At 68.8% G+C, this 25242-nt stretch carries 25 protein-coding genes; 9 read left to right on the top strand and 16 right to left on the bottom strand.

What is annotated here, in order from left to right:
- Window positions 1–83 precede the first annotated feature (83 nt).
- From K3U93_RS03065 to K3U93_RS03050, 4 genes are read right to left on the bottom strand one after another with little or no spacing between them, the layout of a single operon-like run.
- On the bottom strand, window positions 84–1559 hold the full coding sequence (locus tag K3U93_RS03065) for a M28 family peptidase (RefSeq protein WP_420915396.1): 1476 nt from the start codon (window positions 1557–1559) through the stop codon (window positions 84–86).
- An 11-nt stretch (window positions 1560–1570) separates the two neighbouring features.
- Window positions 1571–3070 (bottom strand): M28 family metallopeptidase, encoded by a 1500-nt coding sequence (locus K3U93_RS03060; protein ID WP_071511365.1) that lies wholly within the window; start codon window positions 3068–3070, stop codon window positions 1571–1573.
- Between the two features lie 54 nt (window positions 3071–3124).
- On the bottom strand, window positions 3125–3550 hold the full coding sequence (locus K3U93_RS03055) for a DUF2752 domain-containing protein (RefSeq protein ID WP_071511366.1): 426 nt from the start codon (window positions 3548–3550) through the stop codon (window positions 3125–3127).
- 19 nt (window positions 3551–3569) lie between these two features.
- Window positions 3570–3905 carry a CD225/dispanin family protein gene (locus K3U93_RS03050; RefSeq protein ID WP_083011596.1) on the bottom strand — a complete coding sequence of 112 codons (336 nt, stop codon included), beginning with the start codon at window positions 3903–3905 and terminating at the stop codon, window positions 3570–3572.
- Between the two features lie 394 nt (window positions 3906–4299).
- Between K3U93_RS03050 and K3U93_RS03045 the strand changes: the two genes are divergently transcribed.
- A complete protein-coding gene (locus tag K3U93_RS03045; protein WP_071508733.1) occupies window positions 4300–4827 on the top strand; it encodes a serine/threonine protein kinase in 528 nt (175 codons plus the stop codon).
- Window positions 4828–4830: 3 nt separating this feature from the next.
- Here the strand turns inward: K3U93_RS03045 and K3U93_RS03040 are convergent, their stop codons facing one another.
- Genes K3U93_RS03040 through thiO form a run of 4 tightly spaced genes read right to left on the bottom strand, consistent with a single transcriptional unit; the run spans window position 4831 to window position 7556 of the window.
- On the bottom strand, window positions 4831–5598 hold the full coding sequence (locus K3U93_RS03040) for an SGNH/GDSL hydrolase family protein (RefSeq protein WP_083011597.1): 768 nt from the start codon (window positions 5596–5598) through the stop codon (window positions 4831–4833).
- On the bottom strand, window positions 5595–6299 hold the full coding sequence (locus tag K3U93_RS03035) for a thiazole synthase (RefSeq protein WP_139797136.1): 705 nt from the start codon (window positions 6297–6299) through the stop codon (window positions 5595–5597). The genes K3U93_RS03040 and K3U93_RS03035 overlap by 4 nt, the downstream gene beginning before the upstream one ends.
- 55 nt (window positions 6300–6354) lie before the next feature.
- Window positions 6355–6552: a sulfur carrier protein ThiS gene (gene thiS / locus K3U93_RS03030; protein WP_083011599.1), complete on the bottom strand. Its 198-nt coding sequence runs from the start codon at window positions 6550–6552 to the stop codon at window positions 6355–6357.
- Complete coding sequence (gene thiO, locus K3U93_RS03025) at window positions 6549–7556, bottom strand: glycine oxidase ThiO (protein WP_083011600.1); 1008 nt, start codon at window positions 7554–7556, stop codon at window positions 6549–6551. The genes thiS and thiO overlap by 4 nt, the downstream gene beginning before the upstream one ends.
- 129 nt (window positions 7557–7685) lie before the next feature.
- Here thiO and thiE point away from each other — a divergent pair, with 129 nt between their 5' ends.
- On the top strand, window positions 7686–8357 hold the full coding sequence (thiE, locus tag K3U93_RS03020; RefSeq protein WP_083011601.1) for a thiamine phosphate synthase: 672 nt from the start codon (window positions 7686–7688) through the stop codon (window positions 8355–8357).
- Here the strand turns inward: thiE and K3U93_RS03015 are convergent.
- Window positions 8329–8961: an NUDIX hydrolase gene (locus tag K3U93_RS03015; protein WP_083011602.1), complete on the bottom strand. Its 633-nt coding sequence runs from the start codon at window positions 8959–8961 to the stop codon at window positions 8329–8331. The genes thiE and K3U93_RS03015 overlap by 29 nt on opposite strands.
- A gap of 134 nt (window positions 8962–9095) precedes the next feature.
- On the opposite strand from K3U93_RS03015, the gene glnX reads away from it, so the two are divergent.
- Genes glnX through K3U93_RS03000 form a run of 3 tightly spaced genes read left to right on the top strand, consistent with a single transcriptional unit; the run spans window position 9096 to window position 13659 of the window.
- Entirely contained in the window at window positions 9096–10415 is a 1320-nt protein-coding gene (glnX, locus tag K3U93_RS03010) for a protein kinase G-activating protein GlnX (RefSeq protein WP_083011603.1), read from the top strand.
- Window positions 10415–11401 carry a glutamate ABC transporter substrate-binding protein gene (locus K3U93_RS03005; RefSeq protein WP_083011604.1) on the top strand — a complete coding sequence of 329 codons (987 nt, stop codon included), beginning with the start codon at window positions 10415–10417 and terminating at the stop codon, window positions 11399–11401. The genes glnX and K3U93_RS03005 overlap by 1 nt, the downstream gene beginning before the upstream one ends.
- The gene (locus K3U93_RS03000) at window positions 11401–13659 is read left to right on the top strand and encodes a serine/threonine-protein kinase PknG (protein ID WP_083011605.1); all 2259 of its coding nucleotides are present in this window, start codon (window positions 11401–11403) and stop codon (window positions 13657–13659) included. Before K3U93_RS03005 ends, K3U93_RS03000 begins: the two co-directional genes overlap by 1 nt.
- 197 nt (window positions 13660–13856) lie before the next feature.
- On the opposite strand, the gene K3U93_RS02995 is transcribed toward K3U93_RS03000, so the two are convergent.
- Window positions 13857–14714 carry a type IV toxin-antitoxin system AbiEi family antitoxin gene (locus tag K3U93_RS02995; protein ID WP_083011606.1) on the bottom strand — a complete coding sequence of 286 codons (858 nt, stop codon included), beginning with the start codon at window positions 14712–14714 and terminating at the stop codon, window positions 13857–13859.
- A gap of 169 nt (window positions 14715–14883) precedes the next feature.
- On the opposite strand from K3U93_RS02995, the gene K3U93_RS02990 reads away from it, so the two are divergent.
- Complete coding sequence (locus K3U93_RS02990) at window positions 14884–16200, top strand: DUF1800 domain-containing protein (protein ID WP_083011607.1); 1317 nt, start codon at window positions 14884–14886, stop codon at window positions 16198–16200.
- 21 nt (window positions 16201–16221) lie between these two features.
- Window positions 16222–17415: a DUF1501 domain-containing protein gene (locus K3U93_RS02985; RefSeq protein ID WP_083011608.1), complete on the top strand. Its 1194-nt coding sequence runs from the start codon at window positions 16222–16224 to the stop codon at window positions 17413–17415.
- Here K3U93_RS02985 and K3U93_RS02980 read toward each other — a convergent pair.
- Genes K3U93_RS02980 through fgd form a run of 3 tightly spaced genes read right to left on the bottom strand, consistent with a single transcriptional unit; the run spans window position 17410 to window position 21681 of the window.
- Entirely contained in the window at window positions 17410–18549 is a 1140-nt protein-coding gene (locus K3U93_RS02980) for an acetate kinase (RefSeq protein WP_083011609.1), read from the bottom strand. The genes K3U93_RS02985 and K3U93_RS02980 overlap by 6 nt on opposite strands.
- A 13-nt stretch (window positions 18550–18562) precedes the next feature.
- Entirely contained in the window at window positions 18563–20638 is a 2076-nt protein-coding gene (gene pta / locus K3U93_RS02975; protein ID WP_230981733.1) for a phosphate acetyltransferase, read from the bottom strand.
- Between the two features lie 32 nt (window positions 20639–20670).
- The gene (gene fgd, locus K3U93_RS02970) at window positions 20671–21681 is read right to left on the bottom strand and encodes a glucose-6-phosphate dehydrogenase (coenzyme-F420) (protein WP_083011611.1); all 1011 of its coding nucleotides are present in this window, start codon (window positions 21679–21681) and stop codon (window positions 20671–20673) included.
- Between the two features lie 139 nt (window positions 21682–21820).
- Here fgd and K3U93_RS02965 point away from each other — a divergent pair, with 139 nt between their 5' ends.
- Window positions 21821–22567 (top strand): MBL fold metallo-hydrolase, encoded by a 747-nt coding sequence (locus K3U93_RS02965; RefSeq protein WP_083011612.1) that lies wholly within the window; start codon window positions 21821–21823, stop codon window positions 22565–22567.
- A gap of 46 nt (window positions 22568–22613) precedes the next feature.
- Here the strand turns inward: K3U93_RS02965 and K3U93_RS02960 are convergent, their stop codons facing one another.
- Genes K3U93_RS02960 through K3U93_RS02950 form a run of 3 tightly spaced genes read right to left on the bottom strand, consistent with a single transcriptional unit; the run spans window position 22614 to window position 24413 of the window.
- Window positions 22614–23099, bottom strand: coding sequence for a GNAT family N-acetyltransferase (locus K3U93_RS02960; RefSeq protein ID WP_083011613.1), 486 nt, complete (start codon window positions 23097–23099; stop codon window positions 22614–22616).
- 39 nt (window positions 23100–23138) lie between these two features.
- The gene (locus K3U93_RS02955) at window positions 23139–24044 is read right to left on the bottom strand and encodes an SAM-dependent methyltransferase (RefSeq protein WP_083011614.1); all 906 of its coding nucleotides are present in this window, start codon (window positions 24042–24044) and stop codon (window positions 23139–23141) included.
- 6 nt (window positions 24045–24050) lie between these two features.
- Window positions 24051–24413, bottom strand: a complete 363-nt coding sequence (locus tag K3U93_RS02950) for a DUF3054 domain-containing protein (protein ID WP_139797133.1) — start codon at window positions 24411–24413, stop codon at window positions 24051–24053.
- Window positions 24414–24482: 69 nt separating this feature from the next.
- Between K3U93_RS02950 and K3U93_RS02945 the strand changes: the two genes are divergently transcribed.
- Window positions 24483–25229, top strand: coding sequence for an SDR family NAD(P)-dependent oxidoreductase (locus tag K3U93_RS02945; protein WP_083011615.1), 747 nt, complete (start codon window positions 24483–24485; stop codon window positions 25227–25229).
- Window positions 25230–25242: the final 13 nt, after the last annotated feature.

The raw sequence follows: 25242 nt of genomic DNA, 5'->3' as shown, positions 1-25242 counted from the left end.
ATAACGCTGGCGCCGTGGGCGTGGCTGGCGACCACGTGGTCGGTGGGCCGGCCGGAAACGGCTTCGTCGAGGCCCGCCCGCCGCTACGGCATCCGCGTGCGATGCCGCTTGTCGTGGGGCGGGACGCCGTTGACGCCCCCGATCGACTCCGCATAGGTACCGACCGCGAACGCCACGCCAGAACCCATGACCGCCAACGCTTCCCGGTTGACGTTGTCGACCGTGTCCCGCGGGCTCTGGTAGTTGGGGTCGAACGGGGCACCGGCCTGACCGCCCCATAGCCGCGCCTGCACCGTGATTTTCGTCTGCGACGCACCGGCGGTCATACCCCCGACGGGCACGCCCGCGACCAGGAAGGGGTGGTAGTCGGTCCTGGTGTTCAACGGCATGTCCGCCGGCCTCTTGCCGGCCAGGTTCAGATAGCCGTCCAGGGTGCGCTCGATGCCGGCCGAGCCGTCGGGCACATCCCCGAACGCCACCCCGGCCCCGGGCGGACCGGACTGGTCGCCGTCGTCGGTGAAAAAGCCGGCGTTCGGTGAACCCAGCATGGTGAAGTTCAGGTACAGCGCGATGTCGTTGAGTTGGTCGCGGTCCAGGCCGAAAACGTAATCCATGGCGCCGTTGGGGCCGTCCTCCTCGGCTCCCCAGAACACGAACCGCACCGCGTTGCTCACCGGTGGCAGTGGGCCCAGCTGCAGCGCCGTTTCCAGCACCGCGGCCACGCCGGACCCATTGTCGTTGATGCCCGGACCGTTGCGCGGGCCGTCGAGGCGCGCGCCCACCATGATCACCTCATGCGGCGAACCGGTCTCGGTCTGCGCCAACACGTTTCGCGATGTGACCTTGACGTTCTCGGCGTCCAACACCAGGCGTATCGGCGCGGTGTTACCTGCGAGCGCGGTGGCGCCGTAGGCGCCGACGACGGCGACCGGCACGGTCAGTTGCTTGAAGTAACCGGGGCTGAACAACGTGGGCGGCGCTCCCTGGCCGTTGGCCGTGCTGAGCACGATCAGCGCCGCCGCGCCCTTGGCCACCGCGCTGTTCTGCTTGTCGACCACCGAGCAGCGAGCGTCGTCGACGACGGCGATCGCGCCCTTGGGTACCACGGCCGGGTAATCGGCAGGCGCGCAGCCCGACGGTTGCGTCGGCCGGATTGGCTGCCCCGTCAGGCCGCCGGGTGGTGTCCGGACCAGCAGCGAGGCCTGGTCGACCTGATAGGCGCGGCCGGCCACCGTCAGCGCCGGCTTGCCCGGCGAAACCTGATACAGCCGGTCGAACTGCGGCGTCGATACCTTAAAACCCCTGTCCCGCAAGGTCTTCGCCACATATTCGACGCTGGCGTCGTAGCCCGGTGTGCCCGCCGCCCGGGTGCCCCTGTTGGCGTTGGCGATATCCTGCAGCGCGCGCAGGTGGGTGAACATCCGGTCCGCGGTTACCTTTCCCGCCAACCCACGACCCAGGTCCGGCGCCGCGGGCGGCGACACCGGCCGCGACCCCGAATCTGGCGAGCAAGCGGCCACCAACCCGGTCAGCACCAACGCCGCGAGCAGCCGACGGATTACGGTCACGATCATGGCTTGGCGAGCACGTGGCGCGTGCGGTCCGCCAGGACCGGAACCCCGTTGCGGCCGGTGATGTCCTGCGCGTACAAAGCCACCGCGTAGGCCACACCGCCGCCGTTGATGCCCAGTGAGGTGCGGTCGATGTGATCGAGGGTGTCGGTCTTCTTGTGATAGTTGGGATCGAACGGCTGGTCGGCGGTCCCGCCCCACAGCTTGGCCTGCTCGGCGGACTTCTTGGCCTCGGCGCCGGAGAACAGGCCGCCGGCGGGGATGCCGGCCAGGGTGAATCCGTCGTAGTCCGAACGCCCGTCGAACGAGGTGTCCTGCGCGGTCTTGCCGGCCGACTTCAGGTAGGCGACCAGCGCGCGCTCGATGCCGGCCGAACCCTCCGGCACCACCGGCTGGCCGCGGGTGTCGGCCGGCAGCGATTGGTCTCCGTCATAGGTGAAGTAACCGGGGTTCGGCGACGCGAGCATGTCGAAGTTCAGGTACAGCGCAATGTCTTTGAGCCCGTCGAGGTCCAGCGACTCCACGTAGTTGCGCGACCCGATCAGCCCGAGTTCCTCCGCGCCCCAGAAGCCGAACCGCACCGCGTTGTGCACTTGCGGCGAATTTCCCAGCTGCACCGCGGTTTCCAGCACCGCGGCCACTCCCGAACCGTTGTCATTGATGCCTGGTCCCTCGGGCACGCTGTCCAAATGCGCGCCCGCCATCACCACGTCGGTGGGCGAGCCCGTCTTGGTCTGCGCGATGACGTTGCGGGCCTTGAAACTCTGGACGCTGGCATTGAGTTTGACGGTGGTCGGCCCCGGCCGCGCGCGCAGCTGCACCCCAATGGATTTGGTCACGCTCACCACCGGGATCTTCACGTCGGTGTCCGGGCCCAGGGTGCCGCCCATCTGCTGTTCGTCGACGTTGTCGGCGACGATCATCGCCACGGCCCCGCGCTGCGCCGCGGCATCCTCCTTCTGAGCGAACGGGCACGTGCCGCGGTCCACCAGCACCACCGCGCCTTGCACTGGCAGACCGTCATAATCGGAGGCCTTGCAGCCCGGGCCGTTCCCGGTGGGCGCGGCCACCAGCGGACCGCTCACCCCGTCCCGCGGGGTGCCGAGACTGAATTCCATTGCGCGCGCCTCCACGGTCTTGCCGCCGACGGTCACCGCAGGCTTGTCGCCGTGAAACACCCGCGCCGAGAATTCGGGTGTCTGCACGTCAAAGCCATTGTTGTGCAACGTGTTCACCACATAGTCGACGCTGGCTTCGTAGCCGGGGGTGCCCACCGCGCGGGTCCCGTTGTTGGCATTGGCGATGTCCTGCAGTTTCGACAGGTGCGTCATCATCGCGTCGGCCGTGACCTTGTTGCGTATCGCGGTGGCGAACCCGGCCGCGGCGGGGTCACCGATCACCTGCTGCGGGTTAGCGCACCGATGGGAGCAGCCGGCCGTGAATGCGGTCACGACGACCATGGCGAGCACCGCCGGAATCGTCCTTGATTTGTTCACCATCGCGCCCAAGGTTAGACGCCCCGACCGGCGCTCGTCAGTTGTTACGGGCGCGAGTCAGACATACAGTGCGCTGAACGGTGGAAAGGGAATATTGCGCACCACAAACCAAGCCGCCACCAATAACAGCGTGACCACCGCGGCCCGCCGATGGTGTTGCCAGCTGGCGATCCGCCTGCCCACCACACGGCCGTAGGTCCACGCCAGATACGCCCATACCAAGAGGGCGAGCGCCACCAGGCCGAGTGCGTTGAACCTGGCGGCCGCCGGCAGGTTGCCGTGCAACAGCGAGTACACCATGCGCAAGCTGCCGCATCCCGGACAGTCGATACCTAGGAGAGCCTTTGTGGGGCATACCGGCAACGGTCCGTTCGGTGTGGTGGGATCGCCCACCCAGACGGCGGCGCACACCAGCGTCGACGACGCGGCCACCAACAGTGGCGCACCCAGAGTCAGCCGGACCGAATCTAGACGGGTCACCATGACGTCGACCCTTGCCGATTTAGGCCATCGCCGCAAGCATGGCCTGGTTCGAATGATCGGCGGTCAGGGCCAGCACCAGGAGGACGATCCCGTAGACGACAACGCCGATGACCCAGAGGATGACCGACCACTTCACCCACTTTTTGGCGCTCTCGGCGGACGCCTGCGCCTCGGCGTATTGACCCTGCGCCCATAACCCGCTGACCTGGCTGGACTTGACGATCGCGACGATCCCCAGGGGAAGGCAGCAGAACACCGTCGCCAAAATGGACCACACCAAGTAGTTGTTGGGCGCTTGCGCCGGGGGCTGCTGCGGCGGGTAGCCGGGCGGGGGTGGGGGCGGTGGCTGCGTCATGGGTTCTCCAGTCGAGAGGAGTTAGCTGGCGTGAAGCGTGCTTACCATAACCTGAGCGGTGCCGCCATGGCACCATCTGGGCAAAATTCTCGTTTCGGCAAATCGTCACCGACCGCGCGGCGGGCCGGTCGGGCGGCATTCGCCGGGCGACGAGCGTTCAACGTCAGGATCAAAACCTTTGGTCCCCAACCGCTTTAGCGATCGGTCACGGCCGGCGGCCCGCGACATCACCGCTTCGCGGCAACATCATGCGGGTCTGACGGAAATGATGCCTAGACAGACAATTTCCGGTGGAATGTGTTGCATAGTCAGGACATAGCCCTACGATCCCACTTAACAAAGCACTGTTTCGGCGCGGCCGCACCGCCGGTACGACAACCGTAAGGAGCCCAGGATGTCTCATCTCCGCAACGCGCTGCGAGCCGCGGCGGCTACGGTGCTCATGGGCAGTTTCGCCTTCGCGGGTACCGCCGCGGCGACCGCGGACCCCACCAACACCGGGAACTCGGCGGACATCAACACGCTGGCCGGGTCGCTGTCGAAGGGCTACGGCCTCAACAACTGCACCGCCCAGAACCTCACCAGCGGCGAACTCGCCGCGCTCACATGCGGGCAAAGCCCCGACCCCAACGGGCCCGTCCAGGCCAAGTACGTCCTCTTCAGCACCGGCGACGACTTAGCCGGCTCGTTCAAGGCCAGCATCAAGGACGACGTCCTGACCGCGTGCGGGGACAGTGGCCAGTCACCCACCACCTGGCACCAGGGCAGCTCCACCACCAACTCGGGACAGGTGGCGTGCGGGACCTACCAAAATGCCGCGGAAATCATCTGGACCACCGACTCCAAGAACATATTGAGCTACATCCGCGCATCCAACACCGACGTCCCGGCGATCTACCAGTGGTGGCGGACCAACGGCTGACCTTCACAGTTGGGCCGCAATGAGTTCCGCGGCCGCGCGCATCCCGGCGTCGTTGGGGTGCAGCGGGGCCGGCCGACCCGGGAGGGGCACGCCGTAGCGGGCCGGCGTGGTGGTCCACGGCTCGGCCGACCAGGCGTGGTGTGGCCGGCTGGCGGCGGCGGCGTGGACGACCTCGCACCCGGTTGCCAGTGCCGCGTCGGCCGTAAGTCGTTCGAGGGTCGCGGCCACATGGCGGCCCAGGTCGGCATCCGCTTCCGAAAGCGGCGGGGCCGGTGTACCCGCGGGCGGCAGGATGGTCTGGTAGTCGACGAAGAAAATCCGGGCGCCCGGGGCGCGCTGGCGCAGCGCGTGCCCGACCGCGCACAACGAATCGAACACCTCGGCCAGGGCCCCGTCGCGGGCTTGACGGTCCAGCAGTTCGGCCATGCGCCCACCCAGCAGCGGCAGCCGGCGCGCCCAGCGCGGCAGCGATGCCGCCATCAACAGCGGAACGTAGCCGACGTCGTTGCCGCCGATGGTGACCGTAACCAGGTTCTCCGAGCCGTCCAGTGCGGTGATTTGAGGCGGCTGCCCATGCCGGTGATCGGTAAGCAGATGGGCGGTGGTCGCACCGGAAAAGGTAGCGTCAACAAGTTGCAGGTTCAATCGTTCGGCCACCAGGTGCGGGTAGTTGCGTGCCGACCGGCCCGACCATCGAGGAGCGCCCGCGGCTCGGGGCCGGATGCCGGGACCGGCGGCCATCGAACTACCCAGCGCGACATAACGATTCATGGCGCCGGGCTGGAAGCCTGGGCCCAGAAGCGCTTGGGAATACGCCCGGCCCGGCGCGCCAGATGGCCGGCGGTGACGGCGGCGGCCATCGCGGCGGCCATCGCCGGCGGGTCGGCGGCCCGGGTCACCGCGGAGGCCAACAGCACGGCGTCACAACCCAACTCCATCGCCAACGCGGCGTCGCTGGCGGTGCCGATGCCCGCGTCGAGCACCACCGGAACGCCGGCCCGGGCGACGATCATCTCGATGTTGTGCGGGTTGGTGACGCCAAGCCCGGTGCCGATCGGCGCGCCCAGCGGCATCACCGCCGCGCAACCGGTGTCCTCCAGCCGGCGGGCCAGCGCCGGGTCGTCGTTGGTGTAGGGCAGCACGACAAATCCGTCATCGACCAATTGTTCTGCCGCCCGGACCAATTCGATCGGATCCGGCAGCAGCGTCCGTTCGTCGGCGATCACCTCGAGCTTGACCCAGTTGGTGTTCAGCGCCTCGCGGGCCAGCCGCGCGGTGAGCACCGCCTCGGCCGCGCTGCGGCACCCCGCGGTATTGGGCAGCGGCGTGATGCCGAGCCGGTTGAGCAGGTCCAGCAGCCCGGTGCCACCCTCGGCGTCGACCCGGCGCATCGCGACGGTGGTCAGCTCGGTGCCCGACGCGATCAGCGCCTCTTGGAGCACCGCCAGGTTGGTCGCTCCCCCGGTGCCCATGATGAGCCGTGAGGCGAAGCTGCGGTCGCCGATGGTCAGCTTGCGGTCGCCCGTGTCAGCCACCCTGCACCGCCGTCACCACCTCGAGGCGGGCACCGTCGAAAAGTGCTACAGCCCAGTCGGATCGCGGCAGCACCGCGTCTCCCATGGCCACCGCGATGCCGCGGTCCGGGAAGCCCAGCGACTCCAGCAGCGCGGCGACGGTGGTGCGCTCGTCGACCTCGACCTTTTGCTCGTTGACGATGACAATCATCGGTGGGCTCCGACCGGGACGAGTTCGGACACAATCCGTTCGGCGGTCCACGGCGCCAGCAGAAATCCGGATCGGCCGTGGCCGGCGGCGACCAGGGTTCGCGCGTCCAGGCGTTGCACGAGGGGCAGATTGTCGGGCGTCATCGGGCGCAGCCCGGCGGCGCACTCGGCCAGCTCGTACTCCCCCAGCGCCGGCAGCACCGCGCACGCGTCCTCCAGCAGGTCACGCACCCCGGACACGACCGGCGCCGTGTCGCGCCCGTGTTCGTATTGGGTGGCGCCGACGACCACACCGTCCGCCCGCGGAACCAGGTACACCTGCCGCCCGTGCACGCGGGCGCGGATCACCCTCTGCAGCAAGGGCATACATCCCTTGCGCCAGCGCAGACGCAGCACCTCGCCCTTCACCGGACGCACCGGCAGCCCGGGCCACAGCGCGGGCGCGTCGATGCCGTTGGCGATCACCACCGCGTCGGCATCGACCCGCGACAGGTCGTGCACCGGCGAAGCCCACCGAACCCCGAGACGCTCGCAGTCCTTGCGCAGCGCGTCGAGCACCGCGCGGTTGTCCACCGCCAGTTCGGTGGGCGCCCGAAAGCCGTGCCGGATGCCTTGCGCCAGCAGGGGTTCCACGTCGCGGGCGGCCGACTCCCACACCACCGGATGCCCTTGGGCGGCCAACCAGTCGGCGACCGTGCGCAGGTCCGCGACGTCGGCCGGGTCGACGGCCACCACCAGCGATTCGCGCGCGGTGATCACCGTCGGCGGCAGCCCGTCCAGGAAGCCGCCCTCGCGCCACAGCCGCAACGATTCCAGGCCCAGCCGCAGCAACCGCTCCTCGCCGGGCCAGCCTTCGCTGTGCGGCGCCAGCATGCCGCCGGCCACCCAGGACGCGCCTTCGTCGCCGGTGCGATGCACCCGCACGGACCATCCGGCCTGCGCCGCCCGGCGCGCCACCGACAGCCCGATGACACCGCCGCCGATTACGGCCAGCGTGTTCGGCATCCCTTTGCTCCCTTCGCCGGCATGATCCGGATCAGGTGTGACGGTAAGGGCAGGCGCGCCCACTCTCAGACCCCGCTCCCGGGACTCCCGTGTTCTTCGGGTTCTACGCTAGCGCGCTAGCGTCGCGGTGTGCACGACTCCCATGCCCGCCTCGCGGCGGCGAGGCTTTACCTGTGTACCGACGCGCGCCGCGAGCGTGGCGACCTGGCCGAGTTCGCCGACGCGGCGCTGGCCGGCGGGGTCGACATCGTCCAGCTGCGCGACAAGGGGTCGGCCGGTGAGCGGCGGTTCGGACCGCTCGAGGCTCGCGACGAGCTGGCCGCCTGCGAGATCCTGGCCGACGCGGCCCGCCGGCACGGTGCCCTGTTCGCGGTCAACGACCGCGCCGACATCGCCCGCGCGGCCGGCGCCGACGCGCTGCACCTGGGCCAGGGTGACCTGCCGCTGGACGTGGCCCGGGAAATCGTCGGGCCGGACACGCTGATCGGGCTGTCCACCCACGACCGCAGCCAGGTCGCCGCCGCCGCCAACAGCGAAGCCGACTACTTCTGCGTCGGCCCCTGCTGGCCCACCCCAACCAAGCCGGGTCGCCAGGCGCCGGGCCTCGACCTGGTGCGAGCGGCCGCCAAGCTCGGTGGGGACAAGCCGTGGTTCGCGATCGGCGGCATCGACGCGCGGCGGCTGCCCGAGGTGCTCGACGCCGGTGCCCGGCGAATCGTGGTGGTGCGGGCGATCACCGCGGCCGAGGACCCGCGGGCCGCGGCGCACCAGCTCAGGTCGGCGCTTGCAGCAGCGAGCTGATCCGGCGGCTCAGCTGCGACGGGGCCTGATCGGCCTCACCGGGCATGCACCAGACGAAGACGCCGGCCTCGACCTCGATGGTGCGCGGCAGGCAATGCCGTCGTTCGTCGCCGTGGTCCAGCGGCACCAGCGCCGGGGCCGTGCGCAGCCGCTCCCAGCTGGCCGCGAAGCCGGGATGCAGCCGCAGGTCGGTCACCTCGTTCTCGGCGACCCAGCGCAGCTCGGCGCTTTCCCGATCGAGCACGGTGTCCAGCAATTCGCCGGCATCGGCGACGACGGTGGTGTAGGACCAGCGGGTGCCGCCGAGCCCGGAAACCTCGGCCGTGACCACCGTCCCCCGCACGGCCAGTCGCTCGGCGGGGAGGCCGGCCTCTTCGAGCGCTTCGCGGACCGCCGTCTCCTGCGGCGTCTCGTGGCTGTCGCGGGCACCGCCCGGCAAACCCCAGGTGCCGCCCTGATGGCTCCACACCGCCCGATGCTGCAGCAACACCGCGGGGGTGCCGTCGGGCCGCGGGGCCCGAAGGAGCAGGCCGGCCGCGCCGTACCGGCCCCAATAGTGGGCGCCGCTGTCGGATATCACCCATCCGTCACCGTCGCCGCGCACGAGTTCAGGATATGCAGGCGATCCGCACGGTCAATTGGCTCGGCCTCCCCCCATCCGGCGCAACATTCTCTTAGAATTCGCTTATACAGGTTGGTACAGCGAATTACGGGCCGAAAGATGAGGGCTGATCAGACGTGACGGTTGAGCTGGCGCACCCGTCGACCGAGCCGAAAGGGTCGCGGTCGCCGGCCGAACCGGCCCATCCGCGCTGGTGGTTCATCTCGACGACGCCGGGCCGCATCCTGACCATCGGGATCGTGCTGGCGTCCCTCGGCGTCTCGAGCGCCTTTGCCACCTCGACGACCATCAACCACCGGCAACAGGTGCTGTCCACGGTGCTCAACCACACCGAGCCACTGTCGTTCGCCGCCGGACGGCTCTACACCACGCTGTCCGTGGCCGACGCCGCGGCGGCCACCGCGTTCATCGCCCAGGCCGAGCCGCAACCGGTCCGGCAGCGCTACGAGCAGGCCATCACCGACGCCGCGTCAGCCGTCACCAGAGCGTCGAGCGGCCTGACCGACGAACCGTTGGTGCAATTGCTGGGCCGGATCAACGCCGAATTGGCCGTCTACACCGGGCTGATCGAAATCGCGCGAACCAACAACCGGGAGGGCAACCCCGTCGGGTCGTCGTACCTGTCGGAGGCGTCGGGGCTGATGCAATCGACGATCCTGCCCGACGCCGCGCAGCTCTACCAGGCGACGTCGGAGCGGGTGGACAGCGAGACCACCGCCTCCACCCATTTCCCGGCGCCGGTGATCCTCGTCGTCGCCACCACCGTGGTCTTCGGCGCGTTCGCCCATCGCTGGCTGGCCCGGCGGACCAGGCGGCGGATCAACCCCGGCCTGGTCGTCGGCGCGCTCGGTATTCTCGTCATGGTGGTATGGGTCGGAACCGCGCTCACCATCTCCACGACCGCCAGTCGCAGCGCCAAGGACACCGCCGCGGAGTCACTCAAGACCGTCACCAATGTCGCCATCACCGCCCAGCAAGCGCGGGCGGACGAGACGCTGTCGCTGATCCGCCGCGGCGACGAGGAGATCCGCAAGCAGTCGTTCTATCAGCGCATCGATTCCATGCACTCCCAGCTCGACCAGTACATGTCCCGCAGCGACGCCGTCGACAAGCCCGACCTGCAGGGCGCCGACCAGCTGCTGGTCCGCTGGCGTCAGGCCAACGACCGGATCAACTCCTACATCTCGGTGGGCAACTACCGGGCCGCCACCCAGGTCGCGCTGGGTGGCGGTGAGGACGACGCCACCCCGGCGTTCGACAAGCTCGAAGACGCGTTGGGCAAGGCGATGGACCAAAGCCGCACCCATTTGCGCAACGACATCCTCAACGCGCGCGGCGGGCTGTCCGGCGCCCAGCTCGGTGGCGTGGTGCTCAGCCTCGGCGCCGCCGTCGCGGTCGCGCTGGGCCTGTGGCCCCGGCTGAAAGAGTATCGATAATGACGCCCCTGCCCCGGATCCGGCGGGCGGGCTCCTGTCTCGGGGGGCTCGCCGCGGCGATCGTGCTGGCGGGGTGCAGCCACACCGAGTCGCTGTCGGTGGCGACGGTGCCGACGTTGCCGCCGCCCACACCGGTCGGCATGCAGCAACTGCCGCCGGAACCGCCGCTGCCGCCGGACAACGGCGTTCAGGATTGCGACGCGACCGCCAGCCTGCGCCCGTTCCCCACCAAGGCGGAGGCCGACGCCGCAGTCGCCGACATCCGAGCCCGGGGCCGGCTGATCGTCGGGCTCGACATCGGCAGCAACCTGTTCAGCTTCCGCGACCCGATCACCGGCGAGATCACCGGCTTCGACGTGGACATCGCCGGTGAGATCGCGCGAGACATCTTCGGCGCGCCGTCGCACGTCGAGTACCGGATCCTGTCGTCCGACGAGCGGGTGACCGCACTGGAGAAGTCGGAGGTCGACGTCGTCGTCAAGACCATGACCATCACCTGCGAGCGGCGCAAGCTGGTGAACTTCTCCACCGTCTACCTCGACGCCAACCAGCGCATCCTCGCCCCGCGCGACTCGCCGATCGCCAAGGCGGCCGACCTGTCCGGCAAGCGGGTCTGCGTGGCCCGGGGCACCACGTCGCTGCACCGGATCCGGCAGATCGACCCGCCGCCGGTCATCGTGTCGGTGGTGAACTGGGCCGACTGCCTGGTGGCCATGCAACAGCGGGAGATCGACGCCGTCAGCACCGACGACTCGATCCTGGCCGGGCTGGTCGAGGAAGACCCCTACCTGCACATCGTCGGACCCAACATGGCCACCCAGCCCTACGGCATCGGCGTCAACCTGAACAACACCGGACTGGTCCGGTTCGTCAACGGCACGCTCGAACGCATCCGCCGAGACGGCACCTGGAACACGTTGTACCGCAAGTGGTTAACGGTGTTGGGCCCGGCCCCCGCCCCGCCCACGCCGAGGTATGTGGACTGATGGCCGGGCTGGAGTCCGACGACGTGGGCCCGGGCACCCAGGGGTCGGAAGTGCAGACGGGCGCGGCAGCCGAGTCGCGGCCGCAGGCCACCCAGGCGCTGTTCCGCCCCGATTTCGACGATGACGATGATTTGCCGCTCGCCACCGGCGGCATGGACACCGAACCGCAAGACCGGATGACGGTCGCGACGCGGGTACTTCCGCCGACCAGGCAGCTCGGCGGCGGCCTGGTCGAGATCCCCCGGGTCCGGGACATCGATCCGATCGAGGCGCTGATGACCAACCCCGTGGTGCCAGAGTCGAAGCGCTTCTGCTGGAACTGCGGAAAACCCGTCGGCCGGTCCGGCTCCGAGAAGGGCGCGTCCGAGGGCTGGTGCCCCGCCTGCGGCAGCCCGTATTCGTTTCTGCCCCAACTGAATCCCGGCGACATCGTCGCCGGGCAGTACGAGGTCAAGGGCTGCATCGCGCACGGCGGCCTGGGCTGGGTCTATCTGGCGGTCGACCACAACGTCAACGACCGTCCGGTGGTGCTCAAGGGCCTGGTGCACTCCGGTGACGCCGAGGCGCAGGCCATCGCGATGGCCGAACGCCAGTTCCTCGCCGAGGTGGTCCACCCGCAGATCGTGCAGATCTTCAACTTCGTCGAGCACATCGACCGGCACGGGGATCCGGTCGGCTACATCGTCATGGAGTACGTCGGCGGGCAGTCGCTCAAGCGGAGCCTCAAAGAGGGGAAATCCGAGAAACTGCCGGTCGCCGAGGCCATCGCCTACCTGCTGGAAATCCTGCCCGCGCTGAGCTACCTGCATTCCATCGGCCTGGTCTACAACGACCTGAAGCCGGAGAACATCATGCTCACCGAGGACCAACTCAAGCTGATCGACCTGGGCGCGGTGTCGCGGATCAACTCGTTCGGCTACCTCTATGGCACGCCCGGCTTCCAGGCGCCAGAGATCGTGCGGACCGGCCCGACGATAGCCACCGACATCTACACGGTGGGACGCACGCTGGCGGCGCTCACGCTGAACCTGCGCACCCGCAATGGCCGCTACGTGGACGGGCTGCCCGACGACGATCCCGTGTTGACCACCTACGACTCTTTCGCCCGGTTGCTGCGCCGAGCCATCGACCCCGACCCGCGGCGACGGTTTTCCTCGGCCGAGGAGATGTCCGGCCAGTTGATGGGCGTATTACGCGAGGTGGTCGCCAAGGACACCGGGGTGCCGCGGCCCGGATTGTCGACGACCTTCAGCCCCAGTCGCTCGACGTTCGGGGTGGACTTGCTGGTCGCCCACACCGACGTGTACCTGGACGGCCAGGTCCATTCGGAGAAGCTGACCGCCAGGGAAATCGTGACGGCCCTGCCGGTGCCGCTGGTCGATCCGGCCGACGTCGCGGCCCCGGTGCTGCAGGCGACGGTGCTTTCCCAACCGGTGCAGACGCTGGACTCGTTGCGCGCGGCCCGCCACGGCGCGCTGGACGCCGACGGTGTCGAGCTGTCCGAGTCGACCGAGCTGCCGTTGATGGAAGTCCGCGCGCTGCTGGACCTCGGCGACGTGGCCAAGGCCACCCGCAAACTCGACGACCTGGCGGAGCGAGTCGGTTGGCGGTGGCGGTTGGTCTGGTACCGGGCGGTCGCCGAGCTGCTCACCGGCGACTATGACTCCGCCACAAAGCATTTCACCGAGGTGCTGGACACCTTTCCCGGCGAGCTCGCGCCCAAGCTGGCGCTGGCCGCCACCGCCGAGCTGGCCGGCAACACCGACGAGCAAAAGTTCTACGAGGCGGTGTGGAAGACCAACGACGGCGTGATCTCGGCGGCTTTCGGGTTGGCCAGATCCCTTTCGGCGCAAGGTGATCGAGAGGGCGCGGTGCGGACCCTGGACGAGGTGCCGCCCACCTCAAGGCATTTCACCACCGCGCGCCTGACCAGCGCGGTGACCCTGATGTCCGGCCGGTCGACCAGCGAGATCACCGAGGAACAGATCCGCGACGCGGCCCGCCGCGTGGAGGCGTTGCCGCCCACCGAACCGCGCGTGCTGCAGATCCGCGCCTTGGTGCTGGGCGGCGCGATGGACTGGCTCGAGGACAACCAGGCCAGCACCAACCACATCCTCGGCTTCCCGTTCACCGAACACGGCCTGCGGCTGGGCGTCGAGGCGTCGCTGCGCAGCCTGGCCAGGGTCGCACCCACCCAACGGCACCGCTACACGCTGGTGGACATGGCGAACAAGGTGCGGCCAACCAGCACCTTCTAGGCTTCCCGCGTGGCTTTGGGCGTGAATCCTGGGCTTTGCGCGTGAATCCTGGGCTTTGCGCGTGAGTCCTGGGCTTTGCGTGTGAATCCTGGGCTTTGGGCGTGAATCCTGGGCTGGGATATCGCCTTGATCCCGCCCTACGCTCACGCGCAAAGCCCAGGACTCACACGCAAAGCCGTCAGCTCACACCCAGCGCGTCAGCGCGCAGTCCAACCCCGTTCGGCCATTGCCATCCGGACTCGGCGCACGATATTGGCGCGGTGGTCCTCGGCGACGATTCGGACGATGAGCCAGCCCATCCGCTCGAGCATCTCCAAGCGCTGAATGTCGTAGACGTACCGCCGACGGTCGGTCTGGTGTTGGTCACCTTCATATTCGACGCCGACCATGTACTCCTCCCAGCCCACGTCGATGTGAGCGACGGGAATACCGTCCGCGCCCAGCACCGGTATCTGGGTCTGCGGCCGAGGAAATCCCGCTTCGACGAGAAGCAGCCGAAGGTAGCTCTCCCTGGGAGACTGTGCGCCCGCATCAACGAGTTCTAGCGCGATTTCCAATCGCCGCAGACCCGGCGAGTGGGGGTGGCGTCGCGAAACACGCAGCACGTCCTCGACCTTGAAATCCGTTGCGGCCGCGAGCGCGTCCAGCCGTGCGACCGCCGAGTGGATGGCTCCCCCTCGGCCGATGTCGAACGCGGTACGCTCCGGCGTGGTGACCGACCGGCCGTCCATCATCTGCGCTTCGCCATCCAGCAATAAGCAGCGTCGTGTCACGACACCTCGCGGCGGCCGGGAGTTGACGCATATCAGCTCGACTGGGACGTCGTTGGGAATCCACTTGGTGCCATGTAGTGCCGCGGCGGCCGCGCCTGCGATGGTCGCCCTGCCCCTCGACCACAACCAAGCGGCGGAGATCCGCCGTTCAAGGGTGGGTTGAACCTTTGTCGACAGGTAGACGTTGGGAAACACCGCGCGATAGCGCGTCCGCAGTTGATGCCGGCTCAACGCCGCACACGCCAATGCTTCGCTGCCGATGAACGGTTCCCTCGAATTCATGCCAGAAAGGTCGCACGCCAACCGCTGACGGCGTTTACATCTATGCACAGGCCGGCCGAGTGTGTATCCAGGGCGGAAAACCCAAGGCCCTAAATTCCACCGCCGGCGCACTTCAAAGCCGCGAGCACACGCTCAGCGAAAATTTAAGTACGCGCCGCACAGTTGAGTCATGCCAGGGCAGTCCACGCGGTGGATCACCACGGCCCGCGCGCTGCGCCGGGCCGGGTTCGGGGTGACCGGGCCCGAGGTCGACGCCGCCGTCACCCGGGACTGGCCGGGCTACGTCGACGCGATGCTGGGCGCGAACCCCGACGCCGACACGGGTGCGATCGCCACGCCGATGCCCACCCTGGAGCCGCCGCGCGGCCCGGGCAAGGGCGCGGCACCGGCTGCCCGCAGGGAGTTCGGCCGACGGCTGTCCGAGCAACAGCGTGTGCTGTCCGACTGGTGGCTGAGCCGCATGGTCGCCGTCGGCCGGCCGGTCCACGAAAAGTTAACGCTCTTGTGGCACAACCACTTTGCCACCTCTGCGCAGAAGGTCCGGGTGGCGGCGTACATGGCCGCGCAGAATCAAAAGCTGCGCACGCTGTCGCTGGGCGATTTTCGCACCCTGGCCTATGCGATGCTGACCGACGCGGCGATGTTGCGCTGGCTGGACGGGCAGACCAATACCGCCAAGGCCGCCAACGAAAACCTCGCCCGTGAATTCATGGAACTGTTCGCGCTGGGCCACGGCAACGGCTACAGCGAAGACGACGTGCGCGCCGGCGCCCGGGCGCTGACGGGATGGGTGATCGGCGCCAACGGCCAGACCTCGATGATGCCCAAACGCCACGACTTCACGGCCAAGACGCTCTTCGGGCTCACCCGCGACTTCGACGCCGCCGGATTCTGCGACGCCGTGCTGGCCCAGCCCAAGTCGGCGGAGTATGTCGCGGGACGCCTGTGGCAGCACTTGGCTTCCGACGACCCGCCGTCGCCGCAGGCGCTCGACCGGCTGGTCTCCGCGTACGGTCCGGGACGCGACCTGCGCGCGCTGACCCGGGCGATCCTCATCGACGGCGAGTTCACCGGCAGCCGGGCCGCCGTCGTCAACACCCCGATCGAATGGCTGGTCGGCGTGGCGCGGGCGCTGCGGGTGCCGCTCGGCGAACCCGCACACCTGAAGCTGGCCGACGCGACGTTGCGAGCGCTGGGGCAGCGGCCGTTCTACCCGCCGAGCGTCGGCGGCTGGCCGCGCGGCCAGGTGTGGCTGTCCACCGCCAGCGCCACGGCCCGGCTGCGCGCGGCGACGCGGCTAGCCCACGCCGGCGACCTGTCCGGCATCGAAGGCTCCTCCCCCGGCGACCGCATCGACGCGGTCGGCTACCTGCTCGGCGTCGGAGCCTGGTCGGACCGGAGCGCCGACGCGCTGCAGCCTCTGGTCCACAGGCCGCCGCAACTGGTCGCGGCCGCCGTCAACACGCCCGAATACCTGACGTCCTAACGAGATTGCCTGAGACCAACGATGCCCGAAATCAACCGCCGCAGATTCCTCATCGCCAGCGCGGGCGTCGGGGCGGCCGGCCTGCTGTCTGGGGCGGTGGCGGTCGATTGGCACGACCTGATGCGCGCGGCCGGGGACCGGCCGCTGGCCGAGGGCGCCGGCGTGCTGGTGATCGTCACGCTCTACGGCGGCAACGACGGGATCAACACCCTGATTCCCTACGCCGACAACGCATATCACGATGCGCGGCCGGAATTGGCTTACGCCCCGGGCGACGTGATACGCCTCGACGACCGGCTTGGGCTCAACCCGGCGATGAAGGGTCTGGCCCAGCTATGGAGCCGGCGGCAGCTCGCCATCGTGCGCGGCGTAGGCTATCCGCGGCCCGACCACAGCCACTTCCGGTCCATGGACATCTGGCAGACGGCATCGCCGGACGAGCCAGTCTCGACCGGCTGGATCGGGCGCTGGCTCGACGCCACCGGCGACGACCCGTTGCGTGCGGTGAACATCGGGCCCGTGTTGCCCCCGCTGGCGGTCGGCGAAAAGTGCACGGCGGCGGCGCTTTCCCCGACCCAGGTGCCGGCCGGGCAGGCGGACCGGTTTGACGCGATCATGGGTGCCCTTGGCACCGATGACCCCGACGACACCCCGGCGATGGCCGCGGTGCGCAAGGCCTATCGCGCCGCGCGCACCGCCAACGACACTTTCGGGTCGGTTAAACCCGCTGCCGCGGGGCATAATTCGCTGGCCGCCCAGCTGGGCATGGTGGCCGCCGCCGTGCAGGCCCGCGTCCCGACGCGGGTGTACACGGTGCAGCTGGGCGGCTTCGACACCCATGCCGACGAGCGGGGGACCCAGCAACGCCTGCTGCAGACGCTCGACGAGGCCGTCACACCCTTCCTGCAGGGGATGGCCGGCGATCCCTGCGGCCGCAATGTCGTCGTGATGGCGTACTCGGAGTTCGGCCGCCGGGTGCGCGCCAACGCGTCCCAGGGCACCGATCACGGCACCGCCGGCACGGTCTTCGTCGCGGGCATGCCGGTCAAGGGCGGATTTTACGGCGCGGAACCCAGTCTTACCGACCTCGACCACGGAGACCTGAAATTCACCACCGACTTTCGCGATGTCTATTACGAGCTGCTGGCCCGCACCGTCGGGGCCGATCCCGCGCCGGCGGTCGGATCCGGCCGCACCGGCCTGGGCTTCCTATAACCTATCCAGCACGCTCAAGCAGTCGTGGGCGATGGCCAGTTCTTCGTTGGTCGGGACCACCAGCACGGCGATCCGAGAGTCGTCCCTGGAAATGCGTCGTATGCCCCTCTCCCCGCTGAGGTTGCGCCGCTCGTCGAGCGCGATGCCCATCTCCCCCAGGCCGGCCACCGCGTCGCGGCGCACGGCCGGATCGTTCTCACCGATCCCGGCGGTGAAGCTGATCACGTCGGTGTGTCCCAACACCGCCAGGTAGGCACCGATGTATTTGCGTAACCGGTGAATGAACACGCTATAGGCCAATTGTGCTGCGCTGTCGCCGGATTCGATCATCGCCCGCAGCCGCCGGAAGTCGCGTTCGCCGGCCAGGCCCAACACCCCGGACCGCTCGTTGAGCATGGACTCGATCTCGTCGATACCCATCTTCGCCGTGTGCCACAGGTAGGCGACGATGCTGGGGTCGATGTCGCCGCTGCGGGTGCCCATCACCAGGCCCTCCAGCGGGGTCAGGCCCATCGACGTGTCGATCGGCCGGGCGCCGGCGATCGCCGAGGCCGAGGAACCGTTACCCAGGTGCAGCACAATCTGATTCAGGTCGCCGAGCGGTCGGCCCAGGAAGGCGGCGGCCCGCTCGCTGACGTACCGGTGCGACGTGCCGTGGAACCCGTAACGGCGGATCTGCCACCGCTGCGCCAACCCGCGGTCGATAGCGTAGGTCGCCGCCGCCGGCGGCATGTCGTGGAAGAACGCCGTGTCGAACACCGCTATGTGTGGAACGTCGGGAAGAAGCTTGCGCGCCACCTCAATTCCCTTGAGCGCGGGCGGATTATGCAACGGGGCCAGCTCGGACAGCTCCTCAAGCTTGCCGATGACAGTGTCGTCCAACAGCGTTGGTTGGTAAAACTCGTTGCCGCCGTGGACAACTCGATGGCCGACCGCCGCCAGTCCGCAGGCCTGGATGTCCACGCCGTCGTCGGCCAACATGTCGAACGCGCGATGCAGCGCCGCTTCGTGGTCGGGGACCGATGAGGAGCCTTCTCCGATTTGCGCGACGTTGCCGCTCGCCCGTGACTCGCCCGAGTGGGGCTCGACCAGTTGGAATTTCAGGGACGACGACCCGGAATTGATCACCAGCACGAGGCGGCCTGCGTTAGTCACGGATGCCCTGCGCCTGGATCGCGGTGATGGCAACGGTGTTCACGATGTCCTCGATCAGCGCACCCCGGGACAGGTCGTTGACCGGCTTGCGCAACCCTTGCAGCACCGGGCCGATGGCGATCGCCCCGGCGCTGCGCTGCACCGCCTTGTAGGTGTTGTTGCCGGTATTGAGGTCGGGAAAGATCAGCACCGTGGCGCGACCGGCCACCGATGAGCCGCGCAGTTTGGTGGCCGCGACCGTGGGCTCTATCGCGGCGTCGTACTGGATGGGGCCCTCGACTAGCAACTTCGGAGCTCGTCGCCGTACCAATTCCGTTGCCGCCCTGACCTTGTCGACATCGGCCCCGGCACCGGAGTCACCGGTCGAGTAGGACAGCATGGCCACGCGCGGCTCGACACCGAACTGTGCCGCGGTGCGCGCGGAGCTGATCGCGATGTCGGCGAGCTGTTCCGTCGTCGGATTCGGGATGATCGCGCAATCGCCGTACACCAGCACCCGATCCGGCAGGCACATGAAGAAAATGCTGGAAACGGTGGAGACGTCGGGAGCGGTCTTGATGATCTCGAACGCCGGGCGAACCGTGTGCGCGGTGGTGTGGGCGGCGCCGGATACCATGCCGTCGACCATGCCGTTATACACCTGCATGGTGCCGAAATACGTTGCGTCACGCATGACCTCGCGGGCGTGTTCGGCGGTGACGCCCTTGGCCTTGCGCAACTGCGCGTACTGATCGGCGAACTGGTGGCGCAGCTCGCTGGTGTGCGGGTCGATTACCTTCGCATCGTCTAGGCTCACACCGAGTTCCGCAGAACGCAGGCGGATTCGGGCTTCGTCGCCCAGGATGGTGAGGTCGGCGACGCCGCGTTGCAGCAGGCGGCCGGCGGACCGGAGGATGCGGTCGTCGTGGCCTTCGGGAAGGACGATGTGCTTGCGATCGGAGCGGGCCCGCAGCTGCAGCTGATAGGTGAACATCTGCGGTGTGGTCACGGTGGGGATCGGAATGGCAAGCTGTGCCAGCAGATCCGTGATATCGACGTAGCGGTCCATCAGCTCCAGCGCGGTGTCGATCTTGCGCTGCGAGCTCGCCGTGACCCGGCCGCGAGCGGCCGCGGCCGCCCGGGCGGTGTCGTAGGTGCCCAATGTGGTGGCGACGATGGGCAGCCGCAGCCGCAGTCCGGAAACCAGGGCCGCGATGGACGGATGCAGCTCGAATCCGCCGTTGAGGACGATGCACGACAGTGACGGAAATCCTTCGGCCGCATGGGCGCTGGCGACGGCGAGCACCACGTCCGAACGGTCACCGGGGGTAATGACCGCCACGCCGTCGCTCAGCCGTTCCACCACATGATCGGCGGTCATCCCGGCGACCAGCACGCCCATGACCTCGCGTTCCCGAAGCGACGCCTCGCCGCTGACCGGCGTCCCGTTCACGGCTTCCTCCAGTTCGGTCACCGTCGGCGCCGACAGCAGCGGCTCCTCGGGCAGCACGTAGCTGCGCTGGGCGAACGCGGGCAGCGCATCGTCCAACCTTTCCCGGATGGCCCCCACCTCCGCCGGCTCGCAGCGGTTGGCCACCACCGCCGCGGTGTGGGCGTGCTGCGCGATCAGCTCGGCCAAGCAGACCTGGACGACGCTGGCGATCTCGCTGGGTGTGCGGCCCTTGCCGCTGACCGTCAGCAGCACCGGCGCGCCGAGGTTGACCGCGATGCGCGCGTTGATCGAGAGCTCGGCGGGTCTCGCGACGTCGGTGTAGTCGCTGCCGACGATCACCACCGCGTCGCAGGCCTGAGCCACCGCGTGATAGGTGTCGACGATGCTGGCGATCGCGGCGTCGCTGTCGGCGTGCAGCTGCTGGTAGGTCACGCCGACGCACTGCTCGTAGGACAACCCCGCGGTGGTGTGCGCCAGCAGGAGTTCCAGGATGTAGTCGCGGTCCTCGCCTGCCCGCGTAATGGGCCGGAACACGCCCACCCTGGCGACCGTCGCGGCCAGTCGGTGCAGCAGGCCCAGCGCGATGGTCGACTTGCCGGTCTCCGGCTCGGGCGCGGCGATGTAGATCGCCGACACAGAACCGGCACCGGCGGCCACCCGCTCGCCTTTCAGGCCAGCCGACGCAGCCGCGGCGCCAGATCCTTCTCGAAGAGCTCCAGGAACCGGCGTTGATCGTGGCCGGGCGCGTGGAACACCAGGTGATTGAGGCCCCATTCCACGTACTGACCGACCTTTTCGACCGCCTCGTCGGGGTCCGACGCGACGATCCAGCGCTTGGCGACCTGCTCGATCGGCAGCGCGTCGGCGGCCTTCTCCATTTCGATCGGATCGTCGATGCTGTGTTTCTGCTCGGCGGTCAGCGACAGCGGCGCCCAGAACCGGGTATTCTCCAGCGCCAGCTCAGGATCCGGGTCGTAGGAGATCTTGATCTCGATCATCTTGTCGATGTCGTCGACGTTGCGGTCGGCGGCCGCGGCGCCCTCCCGCACCGCCGGCATCAGCTTGTCCTTATAGAGCTCCTCGCCCTTGCCGGACGTGCAGATGAACCCGTCCCCGGCCCGTCCGGCGTATTTGGCCACCGCCGGGCCGCCGGCGGCGACGTAGATCGGGACGCCGCCCTCGGGCACGTCGTAGATCGAGGCGCCCTTGAGCCGGTAGTAGTCGCCGTCGAAATCAACGCGGCCGCCGCGCCACAGCTCGCGCATCAGCCGCACCGATTCGCGCAGCCGGGCAAACCGCTCCTTGAACTCCGGCCACTCGCCCTGGTATCCGGTGGCGATCTCGTTCAGCGCCTCGCCGGTGCCCACGCCGAGGAAGATGCGGTTCGGGTACAGGCAGGCCATGGTGGCGAAGGCCTGCGCGACGACGGCCGGGTTGTACCGGAAGGTCGGGGTGAGCACCGAGGTGCCCAGCACGATGCGCTTGGTGCGTTCGCCGACGGCGGTCATCCAGGCCAGCGAGAACGGGGCGTGCCCACCCTCGTGCCGCCACGGCTGGAAGTGGTCACTGACGGTGGCGCTGTCCATGCCGTGGCCTTCGGCGGCGACGGCCAGTTCGACGAGCTCGCGCGGTGCGAATTGTTCGGCGGACGCTTTATATCCGAGTTTGAGTTCAGCCACCCGTTATTTCTACTCCTAGATTCGCCGTCGCGACCCGCCGCGCCCGGCTCCGCCGCGCTCGCGATCACTCCTAGATTCACCGTCGCGACCCGCCGCGCCCGGCTCCGCCGCGCTCGCGATCGCTCCTAGACTCGCGGCCATGGGATCGGCACCGACACTTGTTCAGGTCACCGACACCGTGCACCTTGCCCTGGGCGAGGCCGTTAACTGGACGTTGGTCACCGACGACGCCGGCGTCATGCTGATCGACGCCGGCTATCCCGGGGACCGGGAGGACGTGCTGGCCTCGCTGGACAAACTGGGCTACGGCGCCGGCGACGTGCGCGCCATCCTGCTGACGCACGCGCACATCGACCATCTGGGCTCGGCGATCTGGTTCGCCCGCGAGCATGGCACGCAAGTGTATTGCCATGCCGACGAAGTGGGTCACGCCAAACGGGAGTACCTGGAGCAGGCCTCGGTTTTCGATGTCGCACTGCGCATTTGGCGGCCGCGCTGGGCGGTGTGGGGTGTCCACGTGCTGCGCAGCGGCGGCCTGATCCGCGACGGCATCCCTTCGACGCGGCCGCTGACCGCCGAGGTGGCCGCCGGGTTGCCGGGACACCCGATGGCCATCGCCACCCCGGGGCATACCAGCGGCCACTGCTCGTATGTCGTCGACGGCGTGCTGGTCAGCGGCGACGCGCTGGTCACCGGCCACCCACTGCTGCGTCACCGCGGGCCCCAGCTGCTACCGGCGGTGTTCAACCACAGCCAGTCCGACTGTCTGCGCAGCCTGGACGCGCTGGCTCTGCTGGACACCAGCGTGCTGCTGCCCGGTCACGGCGACGTGTGGCGCGGCCCGATCCGCGAGGCCACCGATCAGGCCTTGACGCGAGCGCGTTGAGCGCCTTGCCGTTTGGCGGCCAACCGCTCGGCAATCCAGAAGGCTGTCACGCCAGCCGCTTTTCGAACGCGATCGGGAAGACCGGACCCGACGACGGCAGCGGCCCGGACAACCGGGTGTAACCGGTGGCCCGATATAGCTCCTCGGCCTCGGGCTGGCGGTCGCCGGTCATCAGGTAGATCTTGCGGTAGCCGCGCGCGGCTATCTCGACCTCCAGTTCGGCCAGCAGCGCCATCGCGTAGCCACGGCGCCGGTGTTCGCTGTCCGTCCAGATCCTCTTGAGCTCGGCGGTCTCGGCGTCGAACCGCCGGAACCCGCCACCGGTAACCGGACGGCCATCCAACAGGCCGATCAGCATTCCGCCGTGGGGCGGCGCGAACTCGTCGGCGGGGCCTTCCGTCAACCACGCCAGGACCGTCGACGTCGTGCTGCCGTATCGGGTTGCATACTCGACGGCCAGCTCCGCGAGCAGCGGCCGCGCCAGCGCGTCGTCCAGCGCCGCCGGAACAAACCTGAGCCGGGAACTCGACATCACCTAACGTCTAACACTTTTTGCCACCCGGGGGCATTCCTAGGATCGCGTCGCGGTGACATAACCCGGGGTGACCGCCAAGTCGTCGGGGCCGCCGCGCCACAGTTCGGCCAGCCCCATGCCGGTCAGCAACTCGACGACGTTGCGCTCGTCCGTCTCCCAGCCGTGGGACGCCAGATACTCGGGGACGTAATGGTATTCGCCCGGGTAGGTCAGGCTGGCCAGGTCGACGTCCAGGCCGTGTTGCCGCCAGCTGTCGACAAACGCCCGCCCCGCCTCGACGTGCATCGGGGTCCAGGTGGGCATGTGGTCGGCGGCGAACCGGCTGCCGGCGGCGCTCACCGCCGTGACGTCTTGCAGCAACCGATTCTGGGCGTCGGGCGGTAGGTAGCCGACGAGCAGCTGCTCGGCGATCCACGCCGTGGGTTGGGCGGCGTCAAAACCGACGCGCCGCAGCGCCGCCAGCCAATCCTGACGAAGATCGATGCCCACCGCGCGGCGGTTGGCGGTCAGCCTGGCATCCAGCCCGCGTAGCACCTCGGCCTTGAAGTCGAGCACCCGTGGAAGGTCGATCTCGTACACGGTCGTCCCCCGCGGCCACCACAGCCGATACGGCCGAGTGTCCAGACCGGACCCCAGGATCACCACTTGGCGAATGCCCGCCCTGCCCGCGTCGGCGAGAAACTCGTCCAGGAACCGGGTGTGCGCCGCCAGGATGTCGATGAGCCCCGTCATCACCGGGTCGTCGCCGTCGTCGGCCGCGAACCGCTCGTCGTTGACCACCCGGACGAAGTACTCCACCCCCGCGGCGCTCACCAACCGCTTGGCGAACGCGTCGCTGATCAGCCCTTTGTTGGTGGCCACCGCCCTTGCCACCGCGCCGAACGTCGCGGTCACTCCCACGCCGGTGGCCGCATCCCAGCTGTCGTCGTCCGCCCGCGCCATCGGTGGTCAGACACCGGAGCGGCGCCGCAGGCTTAGCCCGACGACCGCTCGCCAACCGAGCAACAGAACCGCGGTGACCGTCGACGCCACCACCACGAAGCTCGCCGCCACGCCGGCCGAGCTGGCCTTGCGCAACACCATGCCGACCGCCACGGTGCACAGCCAGACGACCACCCCGGTGGGCGCCAGCGCGGTGGGCTGCCGCCACGCCCGCGCCGCCAGCCATCCGACGACGGTGCCGGTGAGGAACGGCCACGCCGTCGTCGCGACGCCGGTGACGCTGAGCCCTTCGTCGTGACTGCGGCGTCCCACGGCGCAGAACACCAGCACGGCGATGACGTCCATGGCTAACCACACCGGCCGTCGCATGCAGCGAGACTACCGGGCCGGGCCGGAATCCTTGACCACCCAGCCGTGGTGAACCTAGATTCGTCTGCAATGAATGCTCATTCACAACGCAGGCTTGCGGTGGTGACCGGCGCCGGGTCGGGAATCGGCAAGGCGATAGCGCTGGCGTTCGCCGCGCAGGGCGACCGGGTGGTCGCCGCCGACCTCGACGAGGCGGCCGCAGTGGCCACCGCCAAGGAGCAAGCCGAGCTGATCACCGCGCTGCCGGTGGACGTCGCCGACCCCGCCCAGGTCGACGCCCTGCGCGACCGGACCAACGCCGAGGTCGGCGTGCCCACCATCGTGGTCAACGCCGCCGGTTGGGATCGCACCGACCAATTCCTCAATGCCACACCGGAATTCGCGGCCAAGGTGGTGGCCATCAATTACCTGGGGCCGGTGCATGTCTGCAGCGCGTTCCTGCCGGGCATGATCGAGGCGCAGGCCGGCGGACGCGTCGTCAACCTGGCCAGCGACGCGGGGCGCGTCGGCAGCGCGGGCGAAACCATCTACGCCGGGGCCAAGGGCGGGGTCATCGCGCTCACCAAATCGCTGGCCCGCGAGATGGCCCGCCATCAGATCACGGTCAACTGCGTGTGCCCGGGCCCGACGGACACGCCGCTGTTTCACGCACAGCCGGAGAAGCTGAAAGAAGCGCTGGTCAAAGCGATTCCGTTCCGACGGCTGGCCCGGCCCGAGGAGGTCGCCGCGCCGGTGCTGTTCTTCGCGTCCGACGCCGCGTCGTTCATCACCGGACAGGTGATCAGCGTCAGCGGTGGCCTCACAATGGCAGGCTAGTGGCAGGCTGATT

This window comes from Mycobacterium malmoense (assembly GCF_019645855.1).
GTDB classification, from domain to species: domain Bacteria; phylum Actinomycetota; class Actinomycetes; order Mycobacteriales; family Mycobacteriaceae; genus Mycobacterium; species Mycobacterium malmoense.
The sequence above is the reverse complement of the archived record's forward strand: the minus strand, read 5'-3'. Positions and strand labels throughout refer to the sequence as shown.

Coding starts and splice junctions, on each gene's coding strand:
- K3U93_RS03045 (WP_071508733.1), top strand. CDS start 4,300: ATGTCTCATCTCCGCAACGCGCTGCGAGCCGCGGCGGCTACGGTGCTC.
- thiO (WP_083011600.1), bottom strand. CDS start 7,556: ATGCCGAACACGCTGGCCGTAATCGGCGGCGGTGTCATCGGGCTGTCG.
- K3U93_RS03035 (WP_139797136.1), bottom strand. CDS start 6,299: ATGGGCACCGGGGGAGCGACCAACCTGGCGGTGCTCCAAGAGGCGCTG.
- K3U93_RS03050 (WP_083011596.1), bottom strand. CDS start 3,905: ATGACGCAGCCACCGCCCCCACCCCCGCCCGGCTACCCGCCGCAGCAG.
- K3U93_RS03000 (WP_083011605.1), top strand. CDS start 11,401: ATGGCCGGGCTGGAGTCCGACGACGTGGGCCCGGGCACCCAGGGGTCG.
- K3U93_RS02960 (WP_083011613.1), bottom strand. CDS start 23,099: ATGTCGAGTTCCCGGCTCAGGTTTGTTCCGGCGGCGCTGGACGACGCG.
- K3U93_RS03055 (WP_071511366.1), bottom strand. CDS start 3,550: ATGGTGACCCGTCTAGATTCGGTCCGGCTGACTCTGGGTGCGCCACTG.
- K3U93_RS02945 (WP_083011615.1), top strand. CDS start 24,483: ATGAATGCTCATTCACAACGCAGGCTTGCGGTGGTGACCGGCGCCGGG.
- K3U93_RS02955 (WP_083011614.1), bottom strand. CDS start 24,044: ATGGCGCGGGCGGACGACGACAGCTGGGATGCGGCCACCGGCGTGGGA.
- K3U93_RS02985 (WP_083011608.1), top strand. CDS start 16,222: ATGCCCGAAATCAACCGCCGCAGATTCCTCATCGCCAGCGCGGGCGTC.
- K3U93_RS03005 (WP_083011604.1), top strand. CDS start 10,415: ATGACGCCCCTGCCCCGGATCCGGCGGGCGGGCTCCTGTCTCGGGGGG.
- K3U93_RS03060 (WP_071511365.1), bottom strand. CDS start 3,070: ATGGTGAACAAATCAAGGACGATTCCGGCGGTGCTCGCCATGGTCGTC.
- K3U93_RS03040 (WP_083011597.1), bottom strand. CDS start 5,598: ATGAATCGTTATGTCGCGCTGGGTAGTTCGATGGCCGCCGGTCCCGGC.
- K3U93_RS02990 (WP_083011607.1), top strand. CDS start 14,884: ATGCCAGGGCAGTCCACGCGGTGGATCACCACGGCCCGCGCGCTGCGC.
- K3U93_RS02965 (WP_083011612.1), top strand. CDS start 21,821: ATGGGATCGGCACCGACACTTGTTCAGGTCACCGACACCGTGCACCTT.
- K3U93_RS02995 (WP_083011606.1), bottom strand. CDS start 14,714: ATGAATTCGAGGGAACCGTTCATCGGCAGCGAAGCATTGGCGTGTGCG.
- K3U93_RS02950 (WP_139797133.1), bottom strand. CDS start 24,413: ATGCGACGGCCGGTGTGGTTAGCCATGGACGTCATCGCCGTGCTGGTG.
- thiS (WP_083011599.1), bottom strand. CDS start 6,552: ATGATTGTCATCGTCAACGAGCAAAAGGTCGAGGTCGACGAGCGCACC.